This window comes from Luteibacter sp. TLI7-4A (genome assembly GCF_056754745.1).
In genome coordinates this window covers 591780-605791 of sequence record NZ_JBPGWO010000001.1, presented here as the reverse complement: position 1 = coordinate 605791, position 14012 = coordinate 591780, and the positions used below count along the sequence as shown (strand labels likewise).

The 14012-nt window shown below is 62.7% G+C and carries 12 protein-coding genes and 3 tRNA genes; all 15 read right to left on the bottom strand.

The window, feature by feature from the left end; genetic code table 11:
• Window positions 1-994: 994 nt before the first annotated feature.
• Complete coding sequence (locus ACR9Y6_RS02705) at window positions 995-1204, bottom strand: helix-turn-helix transcriptional regulator (RefSeq protein ID WP_481279874.1); 210 nt, start codon at window positions 1202-1204, stop codon at window positions 995-997.
• A 111-nt stretch (window positions 1205-1315) separates the two neighbouring features.
• The gene (locus ACR9Y6_RS02700; protein ID WP_481279873.1) at window positions 1316-2260 is read right to left on the bottom strand and encodes a hypothetical protein; all 945 of its coding nucleotides are present in this window, start codon (window positions 2258-2260) and stop codon (window positions 1316-1318) included.
• Window positions 2261-2300: 40 nt separating this feature from the next.
• Window positions 2301-2528: a hypothetical protein gene (locus ACR9Y6_RS02695; protein ID WP_481279872.1), complete on the bottom strand. Its 228-nt coding sequence runs from the start codon at window positions 2526-2528 to the stop codon at window positions 2301-2303.
• Window positions 2525-2824, bottom strand: coding sequence for a hypothetical protein (locus ACR9Y6_RS02690; protein WP_481279871.1), 300 nt, complete (start codon window positions 2822-2824; stop codon window positions 2525-2527). Before ACR9Y6_RS02690 ends, ACR9Y6_RS02695 begins: the two co-directional genes overlap by 4 nt.
• 292 nt (window positions 2825-3116) lie before the next feature.
• A complete protein-coding gene (locus ACR9Y6_RS02685; RefSeq protein ID WP_481279870.1) occupies window positions 3117-5000 on the bottom strand; it encodes a recombinase family protein in 1884 nt (627 codons plus the stop codon).
• A 112-nt stretch (window positions 5001-5112) separates the two neighbouring features.
• The gene (locus ACR9Y6_RS02680) at window positions 5113-6339 is read right to left on the bottom strand and encodes a tyrosine-type recombinase/integrase (protein WP_481279869.1); all 1227 of its coding nucleotides are present in this window, start codon (window positions 6337-6339) and stop codon (window positions 5113-5115) included.
• Between the two features lie 183 nt (window positions 6340-6522).
• Window positions 6523-6609, bottom strand: a tRNA-Leu gene (locus tag ACR9Y6_RS02675).
• 49 nt (window positions 6610-6658) lie between these two features.
• Window positions 6659-6732 (bottom strand) — tRNA-Cys (locus ACR9Y6_RS02670).
• An 80-nt stretch (window positions 6733-6812) separates the two neighbouring features.
• Window positions 6813-6888 (bottom strand) — tRNA-Gly (locus ACR9Y6_RS02665).
• A 38-nt stretch (window positions 6889-6926) separates the two neighbouring features.
• Window positions 6927-7541, bottom strand: coding sequence for a CDP-diacylglycerol--glycerol-3-phosphate 3-phosphatidyltransferase (gene pgsA / locus ACR9Y6_RS02660; RefSeq protein WP_481279868.1), 615 nt, complete (start codon window positions 7539-7541; stop codon window positions 6927-6929).
• A gap of 48 nt (window positions 7542-7589) precedes the next feature.
• Window positions 7590-9413: an excinuclease ABC subunit UvrC gene (uvrC, locus tag ACR9Y6_RS02655; protein ID WP_481279867.1), complete on the bottom strand. Its 1824-nt coding sequence runs from the start codon at window positions 9411-9413 to the stop codon at window positions 7590-7592.
• A 218-nt stretch (window positions 9414-9631) separates the two neighbouring features.
• Complete coding sequence (gene kdsB, locus ACR9Y6_RS02650; protein WP_481279866.1) at window positions 9632-10417, bottom strand: 3-deoxy-manno-octulosonate cytidylyltransferase; 786 nt, start codon at window positions 10415-10417, stop codon at window positions 9632-9634.
• A gap of 59 nt (window positions 10418-10476) precedes the next feature.
• Entirely contained in the window at window positions 10477-11784 is a 1308-nt protein-coding gene (aroA, locus tag ACR9Y6_RS02645; RefSeq protein WP_481279865.1) for a 3-phosphoshikimate 1-carboxyvinyltransferase, read from the bottom strand.
• Window positions 11781-12893 carry a histidinol-phosphate transaminase gene (hisC, locus tag ACR9Y6_RS02640; protein ID WP_481279864.1) on the bottom strand — a complete coding sequence of 371 codons (1113 nt, stop codon included), beginning with the start codon at window positions 12891-12893 and terminating at the stop codon, window positions 11781-11783. Before hisC ends, aroA begins: the two co-directional genes overlap by 4 nt.
• Window positions 12890-13999 (bottom strand): prephenate dehydratase, encoded by a 1110-nt coding sequence (pheA, locus tag ACR9Y6_RS02635; RefSeq protein ID WP_481279863.1) that lies wholly within the window; start codon window positions 13997-13999, stop codon window positions 12890-12892. Before pheA ends, hisC begins: the two co-directional genes overlap by 4 nt.
• Window positions 14000-14012: the final 13 nt, after the last annotated feature.

The window sequence follows — 14012 nt, the reverse complement described above, 5'->3', positions numbered from 1 at the left end:
TTGGTAAATATCTATATAGGTGTCCGTTATCCGGAGAAGGAAATGACCCGGAAAACGGCCGCACATATCCGAGTTCCGGAGCAATCACGCCGCCTTATAAACGTCACTGCTCCGGATTCCGTATCTTGCTGCTCCGGATTGCGGACTTGACCTTGCGCCCTTGAGTGGGCGTTGAAACGGGCCTTTGGGCACCTTCCAATCGTCCGGGGGTCGCAAGGTGGGTGCATAGTCGTGTTTTCCTCCGCAGTCGTTGATTGGGCACCAAGTGATCGCGCAAAGACCGGTAGTGTTTTGGCCGCCCTTGCGCGTTACGACGATAAATCCGAAATGTTCCAACTCCTTCATCGCCCAATGTAGGGTATCGGCCGAGCGCCACCCCCTGTCCCTCATGAGACGGATCGAGGCGCTGAGATCGCCGTTGTTGTTTCCGTTGTACTGCCGGACGAGAGCGCATAAGAGCTTGATGGCAGTTCCCCCACAGTCCCGCCAGTTCTCAGAGTCTTGAAGCTCGTGAGGAATCATGCCAAACGGACGATAGCCGCCGTTGCCGCGCCCCTTATTGCGACCTCGCTTCTTCGCTTCCCTCATGTGCCGCTCCCGACGACGCCGGAACGCTCGCTAGCACCATCTGCACAAGGCGCGGAGACGGCGGGGGATACCGAGGCTAGGGTGGGTGCCTCCGTTTCTTGTAGCGCGGTACGGAAACGGGCCTTTGCGTTGGCAATACGGGAGCCGGTCTTAGCCGCAGCGCGGAGGCGATAGCGGATGTCAGACCAACGGGATTCGACTTTGGGCCACTCGCGGAGGAATGTATCTACCTGCTCTGCCGTAAGGACGCTGGCTATGCGAGCCGATCCACCCACCTTCACGACCTCAGACAGAAGTCCACACACCCGCTCGCCCGGTCTGTGCTGGGCGCGCGGCCACTGGGGATCGAGCGGGCAGATATTCGCGTTGCAGGAGTCGAAGCGGGGACAACGAAGCGCCTTGGAATTCATGCCGCACCCCGCGCCGCTTCCACGCGGCTCTCGCACCAGCCCTGCACCTCGGATTCGATCCAGGCCGACGCCAGGACGCCAAGCTTTACGCGGTGAGGAAATCGCCCCTCCGATTCGAGGCGGTAGATATATGACCGGCTAAGTCCCGTCTGTTTCTGTACTTCGGGAAGGCGGATAAAACGGATGGGGATGGGTTGCGAGGACATTCAACGGCTCCGTAGGCTGGTGGCCTATTGGAGCCGCTAGAGGACGCCACGCTAAGACGTCAAAATGTAGCAACATGCCGGTGTTCTTACCCGTGTGGTAATCCGCCAGAACTAGCCTATTACCACCCCTATACGTCGCTGCTTCCTGAGCGCCGACCTCATGAACTGCGCCACATCTGGATCGGTATAGCCGTGCCACGGAAGCACTATCTGACATGCCCGAATGAAGCGACCGGTTGGGCTGAGGCTCGGAATACCCAAACCGCAGCGCTCCCACAGCTCTTTGAGTGTCACCGCCAATAGTTGCTTCTTTCCCGCACTCAATGGGCGGCCAGAGCGCGCCTTGGGCCAGGTGGTTCGCGCTTCGGTCTCGTTAAGCCATAGGGATACCCGATGAATATCTCGCGGGAACCCTCGCATGAATACCCGCCCCTGAAACCCGAGAAGTCCCGACGCTATGTATTTGAACGCGTCATCGTTCCGTCGCTTCTCGATAATCTCGTCCAGTGCGGTCACTGCCTCTCGCAATTCGGTGAATACGCGATGTAGGTCGCGTGCGGTCGGGTTGGGCACATCTAGTAGGAGAGTAGTCGCTAGAGGCGAAGCAGCCGATCCGAAGAGAGCCACGCCAGTTCCTCCGCGGATCTCGTTCGCTAACCTCGTCGCATATCGATTGCTCAGTGCTTCAGAGAAGAACGATTCGGCTTCGGCAAGGGAATTGAACGGCTGGTACTCGGTGATATCACGAACGGTCTCGTGCTTCGCGTCCGCAAACAACAGTCGACAGTCCAAAACTCGCGGCAGACCCTCCCAAGGCTCGTTGCGTGCACGGACAGCCAGGATCGCCCCAGGATGAGTGGAAAGCTCGACAAACTGCTCCACCTTCTCGCTCTTCCGCTCCAAGTATCGGGACGCCTCATCCGCCAGATCCGCGAGTCCCAGCCCGCGAAGTTCTTGCCTCTTCTCAAACGCCAGGCGACGGATTCGTTCCCAGGCACGACCAATATCGTCGCCTGATGGGCCGGACTCGCTACAGGTGAGGAATTGCTGGTCCATCGCTAGCCCCTAGGGATGCCCGGTTTGAATTATCAAAGAATCAAAGAACGTACGTGAGTGCGGTCGCGAACTTGCTCACGGCATCGCACGTTCCGGTGGGGTGGGTCGGCCTGGCTGCTTCCGGCCAGGGCCGACCCATCGCTTCAGCAAGGTCCATCGAATTTGTCAGTTCTTCGATCACGCCCAGCGAAGCTAGGCCAATGACCAGGGCCTCTTGCACAGCGAAGGCCTGTTCGCGGCTGAGAACGACCTGATCGTGAGTGTTCATGGCGCGGCCTCGACGTCCGTGACGTGCAAGCGCGAATTGGCAGCATCTACCGTCCCCTGAGCCATCTGGAATAGGTGGTATGCCCCCCAGAGACGCTGACCTCGACCGAGGTCTCCGGCGCTTCGTGACAAGCTGTCGATGCTCTCTATCTCACCGAGGAATATCTCGATCGCGCTCGACAGGAAAATGGAGGCGTCGTTGAGCAGCTGACCCGGCCTGTTTTGATCGGGAATGGAATACTTGCCATTGAAGGAGAACAGTTCGGCGGCTTTCGTGGTTACAGCTTCATTACCCATGGCACACCTCGATGCTAAAGAGGGATGACCGACACGTAAGGTGGCGGACGCGCAGGGGTAGGAATGTCGGAATACGAGGTAACCGACCAGCCATAAGGCTGCCCTGCACGCCCACCAGAAAGCAGGCGTGTCGCAACGGACACAAAAAAAGCGCCATAGGCGCCGTTGCGCCTCGTAATTCACGGGTTCCTACGCCCGGTCGCCGAATTGGCGGCGACGAACCAAATCTGCTCCGATACGACACTCTTGTCAAGATGCAGCCCGTCCTGACAAGTCGTTTCGTATCGGCTAGCTACAAGCGTCGGCGCACGCAATGCCGTTTATCTGCCTTGCCATACACATTAACGCAGGAGTGGGCATGAACACCCGCGCTTGCATCCTGCAAGGTTGCCAGTGCTAGCGGATAGTGCCGCGCGAGCCATCCGGCAAGGTCGGCGTCAAGGAGAAGCCCGCGTGAGCGTCCACTTAGGACCACGAAGCGCAGCACGTCGTTAATGGAATGTCCGCCGTCAGTAATGGCACTACACGTTGCCTCAGCAGGCATTTGCATCAAGGCTTCTAGCCGGTACGTGTCCGCCGTTTTCAAAGCAGAGCCCAATGAACGGCATCGCTCACTGCACTCACACATCAACTCGTTGAACGTCGCGTCTTGAATAGCGTCTAGGGGCGGGCTATACGCCTCTAAGCGTTGCCCGCAACTGAGAATTCGGACTACATCCTTGAGCGACGAGAAGGTGTAGGCAGCAATCGCATTGGATTCACGGATCGAGACATCTTTCGGAAATCGTCTGTAGACCATCCACGGCCATAGTACGTAATCCTTCACAGTGGTGCCGTCACCCGACATCCGGACAAAGAGGATAAGATCAGTTTCCTCAGGAATTTGTCTGACGTACCAGCGATTCACATTGCGATAAAGTGATGTGCGAAGAGTGGTTACCGAAACGGTTAGTCCGCCGTAGACCGTCATCCTCCATCCGCTGCGAGCCGCTGCAATGTGGGTGGAGGTAAGGTCATCCATGAGGATCGCGCTCGTTTCTTCCCTCTTGTCCCTCAGGAAAAGGCGCGCATCGGCATAGAGCAAGCTCTTTCCCGGCTTAAAGCCGATGAGGTCGTAAACCTGACGTAAACCTCCGAATCTCCTGACGAGCGTCGGTATCGCTCGTGCTTCGGGGGAAGCCTGAATCAACCTCGTGCTGATACGACCTTCTCGGACGAGGATGTCCCGCAAGGGGGTGAGCATCTGTTCGTCGCTTAGATGGTGGTTGCGGAGCTTCATTCTTTCTTGGGCAGCCCTGAATATCCGCGTAGAGACGACCGGCTCGAATGCTCCTGGTGTTCGCACCCACTCCGACTCAGGCATGCGGAAACGACGTGCATGAAGCGTACCGCAGGTTCTCCCGTACACGTTGTTGCCAATGTATTTCTCATTGGTCAGGAGGCCTTTCACGATCTGGCCCGTCCAAGGCGTGCCAACCGCGTTGGTAATGCCTTTGTCGTTCAATTGTCTGGCTATCGATGCTGCGCTGGCCCCTGCGATGAAGTCCCGAAACATGTTGCGCACTGCTTGGACTTCCACATCGGGACCGGGCACGAGAACCACACGGTCTGTTGTCACCCCCTTGTATTGACCACGCGAGAGCAGGCCAAGAGGCGATCCGTTACTGTCGATGCGCATCCGACGCAGGCCGAATCCAGGCGTCCCACCTTGCCGGTATCCCAATCCGGTAAGTCGCTTTTGCCCGGCGTAGACCTTGGCGGACAACTCGCGGCTGTATTCCCCGGCCATCGCGCGCTTAAGGCCCTTCAGGACAGCGGAGAACGGAGTTCCATCGTTCGAAAATGGTTCCGCAACGTAGATCACGTTCACACCGCCGAGATGACAAACGAACTCGTGGTATGCCGCCTCGTCGGCATTTTGGAATCGGCCCCAGCGACTCACGTCAAAAACAAGGACTACCTCGTAATCAATCTGGCCCGAGCGAATATCCTTTAATAGTTGCTGGAGTGCGTGTCGGCCACGAAGCCGAAGGCCACTACGACCTTGGTCACAATAATGTTTGACGATCACCATACCGTGAGACGCGGCGTATGCCGCGATGGCGACAGACTGATTCTTGATCGAATACTGCTGTTGTTCGGTAGACATCCGCACGTACTCAGCCACTCTGATCATGGCTTCTGCCCTGCCAGGGGCACGAGTACGCGACATATCGACGACTCAGGTTGAGAAGACTAATCCAGCCACCGTACGCTGCCCAACGCCAGGGGGCAACCGAATTCCTCGCTCACGTGGCAGATCCCGCCCGCGACTTGAACGCGACAACCTTGGCACCGGCACGAAGACCGTCAAGATAATCCGCCCACGCCTGCATCATCCGCTTACGCTCATTGAGGTACTGAGCGGCATGGGTGTATGCATCGCGGACCTTGTTGGATTCGGCGTGGGCCAGCTGGCGCTCAATCGCGTCTGCGTTCCAGCCCATTTCGTTCAGGCGCGTCGCCGCGAGACTGCGGAACCCGTGGCCGGTCATTTCGTCGCCCGCGTAGCCCAAACGGCGTAACGCTGCGTTGATAGTGTTCTCGCTCATGGGCCGAGTGGCCGAGCGGATACTCGGGAATACGAAGCGGTCATGCCCGGTGAAGCCATGAAGCTCCCGCAGGATCTCAACTGCCTGTTTCGACAGCGGCACGATGTGAGCGGCCTTCATCTTCATGCGGGCACCAGGGATACGCCACACAGCCGCGTCGAGGTCGAATTCGGACCACTGGGCTTGACGCAGTTCACCTGGACGGACGAAGACCAGCGGGGCGAAACGCAGGGCACAAAGGGTTACGTACTGACCCGAGAAGCCATCAATGGCGCGCAGAAGCTCGCCGACCTTCTGTGGGTCCACGATAGCGGCGTGATGCTTCACCTTGGGTGCCTTTAGAGCGCCCCTGAGGCTGGTCGTGGGGTCTACGTCGGCGAAGCCTTCGATGATGGCGAAGCGGAATACCTGCCCTACCCTGATCTTCGCGCGGCGGGCGGATTCCAGTTTGTCTGCGCCCTCGATCTTGCGCAGCGTATCAAGCACGTCGCGGCTGGTGATCTCGCGGATGGGCCGACCACCCAAGTCCGGATACAGGTAGTTGGTGAACAACCACCGTGATTTGAGAGCCGTGGCCTCGGCGACATCCTGTCGAGCCATCCAGAGTTCGGCAACAGAGCTAAAGGTGTGAGCAGGTGCGAGGGCAAGCGCACGTTCGCGCTTTGCCTCTTGGCGGCTGGCGCTTGGGTCCACGCCATTCGCCAGCGACGCACGCGCAGCGTCACGACGTAGACGAGCCTGGGCGAGCGAAACAGAGGGATACGTACCGAGGCTGAGCATCTTCGCTTTGCCATCGAATCGATAGCGGAAGCGCCAGCGAGGTGCGCCAGTCACCGGGACCTCAACGGCCAGCCCAGCGGAATCCGTAACGCGATAAAGCGCATCGCGGTGTTTAAGGGCTCTTAGTTTGGCGTCGGTGAGCATGTGAGTAACTGATATTCGCTCGGTGAGTAGGTTCTACCTTACTCACAAAGTTACTCACATGCAAGTGGGGATGCATCGGGACACGATGGGACGCCTAGGGACACGGGAATGCCCTATTTACGGGGTTATCGGGAGAGGGCTTCTGAACGAGGGGACGGGTCGGGACGTCCCAGAGATGCGAAATGGTGCCCGGAGTGGGACTCGAACCCACATACCCTTTCGGATGAGGGATTTTAAGTCCCTTGCGTCTACCGGTTTCGCCATCCGGGCGGAAAGAAAAAAGGCGCCTCCGCGTGAGCGGGTGCGCCTTGGAATGCGATGGAGGCCGAGGTCGGAATCGAACCGGCGTACGCGGATTTGCAGTCCGCTGCATGACCACTCTGCCACCCGGCCATCGCTTGCGCAGCGCGAAGAGTATCCGCGTAGCGCTTAAAAAACAAAACCCCGGATGTCCGAGGTTTTGTGGAATTACTTGGAGCGGGAAACGAGACTCGAACTCGCGACCCCGACCTTGGCAAGGTCGTGCTCTACCAACTGAGCTATTCCCGCGTCGTTGTCCGGCTATTTTAGATCAGATGGGAAATGTGTCAACCACCTTGCACCGTATTTTTTTCACTTTTTTTCACCTCGTCTGAATCCCCGCGCAAACTGGGCCATGCGGCGCGCAGGTAGTCCAGGCCCGACCAGATGGTCAGTACGCCGGCGACCACCAGCAGGGCTTCGCCGATGTGGTACAGGCGCAGGGTCTCGGCGTCGTGCTGGAGCAGGAGCACCACCAGGGCGGCCATCTGCATGGCGGTCTTCAGCTTGCCCAGGAAGGCCACTTTCACCTTGGACCGGGCGCCGATCTGGGCCATCCACTCGCGCAGGGCCGAGACGCTGATCTCGCGGCCGACGATGACCGAGGCGGTCACCGCCATGAGGATGCCCTGCCAGCCACCAGGATGGGACTGCACCAGCAGGAACAGCGTGACCGCCACCATCAGCTTGTCCGCCACCGGGTCCAGGAAGGCGCCGAAGGCGGACGTGAGCTGGAGCCGCCGGGCCAGGTAGCCGTCGAGCCAGTCGGTGAAGGCGGCAAGGACGAAGACGAGGGCCGCGGTGAGGTTCGCGCCGCGGAACGGCAGGTAGTAGACGATGACCATCACCGGCAGCAGCAGCACGCGGAACAGGGTCAGCCAGGTCGGAAGGTTGATTCGCATAGGTCGGCCGGTACGGGAGGCGTGCCGCGTGGGCGCGTCTTGGTTCAATCAAGGATGCAGCATGGCATAGATGCGTTCGGCGAGGCCGCGATCAATCCCCTTCACGCTCATCAGTTCCTCGACGCCGGCGGCTTCCACGCCCGCCAATCCTCCAAAGGCCTTCAGGAGCGCCGCGCGACGGCGCGCGCCGACACCCGCCACATCCTCGAGGGTACTCCGCTCGCGCGCGGCTTCGCGACGGCGGCGGTGCCCGCTGATCGCGAAACGGTGCGCTTCATCACGTACCGCCGCCACGAGGTGCAGCGCGGGCGAGGACGTGCCGGGGTGAAGGGTCTTGCCGCTGTCGGCCAGCACCAGGGTCTCCTCGCCGGCACGCCGGCCCGGGCCCTTTGCGACGCCGACCACGCGGATGCCTTCGACGCCCAGCTCGCGAAGCACGTCCACCGCCTGCGCCACCTGCCCGGTTCCACCGTCGATCAGGAGGATATCGGGCTTCACCCCGCCCTCCACCACTTTCCTGAACCGGCGGGTCAGGGCCTGGTGCATGGCGGCGTAGTCGTCACCGGGAGTGATACCGGCGATGTTGAACCGGCGGTAGTGCGACTTCTCCGGTCCCTCGGGGCCGAAGACGACGCATGAGGCGACCGTCAGTTCGCCGCGTGTATGGCTGATGTCGAAGCACTCGATGCGACGCGGTGTCGCGTCGAGGTCCAACACCTTCTGCAGGTCGTCGAAACGGGCCAGCAGCGTATGCCGACTGGCGAGCCGCGAGGTCAAGGCCGCGCTGGCGTTGCGCTGGGCCATCTCGAGGAAACGCGCGCGCTCGCCACGGACGCTTGGCTTGAGCGAGACGGTATGGCCCGCATGGTCCGATAGCACCGATGCCAGCACGTCCGCGTCTTCCACCGGATCGCTCAATACCAGCTCACGGGGAACCTGACGCTCCAGGTAGTACTGGGCGATGAACTGCGAAAGCACGTCGGACATCGAGGCGTCGGTCGGCAGTCGCGGGAAGAAATCGCGCGAACCCAGGCTGACGCCGTTGCGGAAGAACATCACGCTCACACAGGCCATGCCTCCTTCCATGCAACAGGCGATCACGTCCATGTCCGCACTCGCGCCCTGCACGAAGTGCTGGGCTTGCAGGCGGCGCAGGGCGGCGACCTGGTCACGCAAGGTGGCGGCGCGCTCGAAATTCAATGCCTTCGAGGCATGTTCCATGGCGACGGCGAGTTCGTCGATCACCGCGCTACTGCGGCCTTCGAGGAACATCTCGGCGTGACGGACATCGTTCTTATAGTCCTCGACCTCGATCAGGCGCACACAGGGCGCGCTACAGCGGCCGATCTGGTGCTGCAGGCAGGGCCGCGAACGATTCCTGAAATAACTGTCCTCGCATTGCCGCACCTTGAATAGCTTCTGCATCAGGCCAAGGCTTTCACGCACGGCGAAGGTGCTCGGATAGGGGCCGAAGTAGCGCCCCGGGCCGGTCTTGGCCCCACGGTGGAAGGCCAGGCGCGGGTAGTCCTCGCCGCCCGACAGGTAGATGTAGGGGTAGCTCTTGTCGTCGCGCAGCACGATGTTGTAACGCGGCTTGAGCGACTTGATCAGCTGCGACTCGAGCAACAACGCCTCGCCGGCGGTGCGCGTGAGGGTGACCTCGGCACGGGCGATCTGCGACACCATCGAGGCGATGCGCGGGTCCATCGGCGGTTTCAGGAAGTAATTGCCGACACGCTTCTTGAGATTGGCCGCCTTGCCGACATAGAGCAGCTCGTCCTCCGCGTCGAAGTAGCGGTAGACGCCTGGCGAGGTGGTGAGATGGCGGACGAAGGCCTTGCCGTCGAACGGATGCGACTCGGTGTGCTCCATCCCGCCATTTTACCGCGTTGGCGAGCGGCGGACGCGAAAACGCCGGCATGGAGATGGGCCATGCCGGCGAGGACCTTCCGTGGGAGCGTCGCCTGTCCTTCAGGGGGTGAGTGTGGCGACAGGGATAGGTTACGTCGCCGCCCTCTCCGGCGCGCCCGGCGAAGCCCGGGAACCCGCGTCAGGCTTGCCCGATGGCAACTGTGAGGGAACCCCTACGGTCACTCCGGACCCTGCGCGGCGAGCCATCGTTCCGCCCGGACCAGGTCCTCCGCCGTGTCGATGCCCGGCGGGAAAGGTTCCGGCGTCGGCCGGACCGAAATGGCGTAGCCGTGCTCCAGGGCGCGCAACTGCTCCAGCGACTCCGCTTGCTCCAGGGGTGTGCGCGGCAACGCCGCGAGGCGGCGCAGGAAGCCCGCGCGGTAGGCATAGATGCCGATGTGCCGCAGGAACGGCACGTTGGGCGGCAAGACATTCCGGTTCGCGGCGAAGGCATCCCTGGCCCACGGGGCGGGGGCGCGGGTGAAATACAGCGCCCGTCCGTTCCCCCCGCGCACGACCTTGACGATATTCGGGTCGAACAGTTCATCGGCGTGCTCGATCGGCGTGGCCAGGGTCGCCATCGGCGCATCGTCGCCCGCCAGGGTCGCCACCACGGCACGGATACCGGCGGCCGGGGCGAACGGCTCGTCGCCCTGCAGGTTGACCACCACGGTGTCGTCCGGCCAGCCGAAATGAACGGCGGTCTCGGCGATGCGATCGCTGCCGGAGGCATGGTCCGGGCGGGTCATGCAGACGAGGATGTCGCCGCAGCCCCTGAGTTCGCGGGTGACGCGTTCGTCATCGGTGGCGACCACGACTTGTGCCGCCCCGGCCAGCCCCGCCCTCGCCGCCACGCGACGAATCATCGACTCGCCCGAGATCTTGAGCAGCGGCTTGCCCGGCAGCCGGGTGGAGCCGAAGCGCGCGGGCACCACGACGACGAACGGGGGAATCTTCTCGGCCATGACCATATCCGCTGACAGGAAAGCGAAGCGTAGCGCCTTCCCGCCAGCGGAGGAACGCGTCAGGCAGCGGGGCGCAGCCTGAAGCCCACGCCGTTGGCCAGTTCCATGAATCCCGGGAACGAGGTCGCGACGTTGGCGCAATCGCCGATCGCGATCGGTGCCGAGGCCACCAACCCCGCGATGGCGAAACTCATCGCGATACGGTGGTCGCCGTGGCTGTCGATGCTGCCACCGCCGATCGTGCCACCTCGGATGATCGCGCCATCGGGGAGTTCGTCGACGAGGACACCGCAAGCCTTCAGGCCGTGGGCCATGCTGGCGATCCGGTCCGATTCCTTCACGCGCAGTTCGGCCGCGCCGCGGATCGTGGTCATGCCCTCGGCCACCGCCGCGGCCACGAAAAGCGCCGGGAACTCATCGATCATGTCCGGCACGATCTCCAGCGGCAACGCCACCCCATGCAGCGGCGCATGGCGGACGACCAGGTCGCCGATGTCCTCGCCGCCGCTGCTGCGTTCGTTTTCCACGCGGATATCCGCGCCCATGAGTTCCAGCGCGGCGAGCAATCCGGTGCGGCGAGGATTGAGGCCGACGGCCTTCAGGCGCAATTCGGAGCCCGGCACGATGCACGCGGCGACGATGAAGAACGCAGCGGACGAGAAGTCCGCCGGCACGTCCACATCGACGGCGCGCAGGGCGTGGCCACCTTCCAGGCGCGCACGGCCGGGCGAATACTCGATCGGCCAACCGAAGGCCTTGAGCATGCTCTCGGTGTAATCGCGCGTCGGATGCGGCTCGACGACCTCGGTGAAGCCGTCGGCGTACAGGCCCGCCAGCAACAAGGCGGACTTGATCTGCGCACTGGCCACGGGCGGCTCATAAGAGATGCCCTTCAACCCCGCCCCGCCACGGATGCGTAACGGCGGCTTGCCATCGTTCGTTTCGATCGATGCACCCATCGCTTCCAGTGGATCGGTGACACGACGCATCGGCCGGCGCGACAGCGATTCGTCGCCTACCAGGACGGAATCGAAAGCCTGGCCCGCCAAGAGGCCCGCAAGCAGGCGCATGCCGGTACCGGCATTGCCACAGTCCAAGGCATCAGGACTGCCGCGCAAGCCATGCAGACCCACGCCATGGACGATCCGCTCACCCGGCGCGGGTGTCTCGAAGCGCACGCCCAGCTTGCCGAGAATGGCGGCCGTGGCGCGCGTGTCCTCGCCTTCGAGGAAGCCACGGATGTGCGACACACCTTCGGCGATGGCGCCGAACATGAGCGCGCGATGCGACACCGACTTGTCGCCCGGCACGGCGATGTCGCCGCGAAGCGGACCACCCGCCGTGCTCACCCAATCCACGCGGCTCATGGCAGGTTCTCCAGCAGGCGTTCCAGTTCGCCGCGGCTGCCGATGCTTATCCGCAACGTATGCGGCAAACGGTATCCCGCCATCGGCCGTACGATCACCCCGCGTTCGAACAGGTGCGCTTCGAACGTGGCCGCGTCGCGACCGAGGTCCAGGAGCAGGAAGTTGGTCTGCGACGGCAGCACGCGCAGGCCCCTTGCCGTCAGCTCGTCGGCGAGCCATGCGCGGTCGCGGCGGTTCGTATCGCGCACGCGGGCGCGGTGTTCGTGATCGCCGAGCGAAGCTTCCGCCGCGGCCAGGGCCACGGCGTTGACGTTGAACGACTCACGCAAGCGCTCGCATACCGCGGCCACGGAGGGATGGCTCAGCATGTAGCCGATACGCAGGCCCGCAAGCGCATAGGCCTTGGAAAAGGTGCGCGTGACGGCGAGGTTCGGGAAACGGCCGGACAGGTGCAGCGCGGTGCTCAGGCCCTCGGCGTCCACGTATTCGTGGTACGCCTCGTCGACCACCACGAGCGTCCGCGCCGGGATTTTTTCGAGGAACGCCTCGAGCGCGGCATCCGTGAACCATGTGCCCGTGGGATTATTCGGATTGGCGAGGTAGACCAGGCGCGTTTCGGGCGTGACCGCCGCCGCGATCGCGTCGAGATCGTGCCCGTATGGCGCGTGCGGATGGTCCGCCGGCAGCGCCGGTACGGTGATCGATGGCGCACCGGCCGCCGCCGCCGCGATCGGAAATACCGCGAAACCGTACTGCGAATACACCACGGGGTGTTCCGCATCGGCGAAGCACTGCGCCATCAGCATCAGCAATTCGTGCGAGCCGTTGCCCAGGGTGATGCCCTGGACCGGAACGCCCAGCTCGGACGAGAGTTTCTGCTTCAGTGACGCGCCCAGCGGATCGGGATAGCGCCAGATGTCCTCCAGCACACGCGTGGCGGCACGCATGGCGAGCTTGCTCGGCCCCAGCGGGTTTTCGTTGGAGCCAAGCTCGGAGAGCACGGCACCGAAACGCAGGCGCAGCGCGGGAAGGTCGTGACCGGGATCGTAGGCACGGAGTGCCGACGTCGCCCGGTTGGCGAGCGCGGCGGCATCGAAATGTGAAGTCATGGCAAGGCGACAGGGTAGGAGCCGAGAACGCGCACGTCGGCGGCGGCAGGTTTCATTTCTTCGAGCGCGGCCTGCAGGGCCGCGTCTTCCACATGGCCCGACACGTCGATGAAGAACGCGTACTGCCACTTGCCCGTATGTGCCGGGCGGGACTCGATCCGGTTCATGCTGATGCCGTGATGCGCGAGCGGGCTCAGCACGTCATACAACGCGCCGGGCTTGTCGCGCACCGATACCAGCAGCGACGTGCGGTCGTTGCCCGAGGGCGGAAAGATCGAGCGTCCGATGACGAGGAAACGCGTGGTGTTGTCCGAACGATCCTCGATCGGCCCCGCGACCGTCTTCAGCCCATAGACGCGGCCCGCCGTTTCGCCGGCGATGGCGGCGGATTCCGGCGACAACCGCGCGGTGCGCGCGGCTTCGGCGTTGCTCGACACCGGTACGCGCTCGACGTGCGGCAGGTTCACGCGCAACCAGCCCTGGCACTGCTGCAACGATTGCGGGTGCGAATAGACGCGCTTCACATCTTTCAGCTCGCCCGACAGCGACAGTAGGTTCTGGTGGACACGCAATTCCACCTCACCGCAGATCGTGGCCTTGGACACCAGGAACATGTCCAGGGTCATCTGGATCATGCCCTGCCCCGAGTTCTCGACGGGTACCACGCCGAAATCCGCGTTACCGGCGGCCACTTCCTGGAACACTTCCTCGATGCTTCCCAACGGAAGGCCATAGGCGGCATGGCCGAAGTGCTTGCGCACCGCCTGCTCGCTGAAGGTGCCCTCGGGACCGAGGAAACCGATCTTCAACGGCTGCTGCTGCGAAAGGCAGGACGACATGATCTCGCGGAACAGGCGCACCAGCTCCGCGTTCGGAAGCGGCCCGTCGTTACGGTCGATCACGCCACGAAGTACCTGGGCTTCCCGTTCGGGTCGGTAATACTCCACCGCCGCCTTCAACGGGCCCTTGGCCCGGCCGACCTGCTGTGCCCAGCGGGCACGCTCGCTGATGAGCGACTGCAGTTGCTGGTCGATGCTGTCGATACGCGTACGCGCCTCGGTCAGCGTGGCTTGTTTATCGGCCTTGTCGGCGGGGGTCTTGCTCATGGACGTCCAGGCG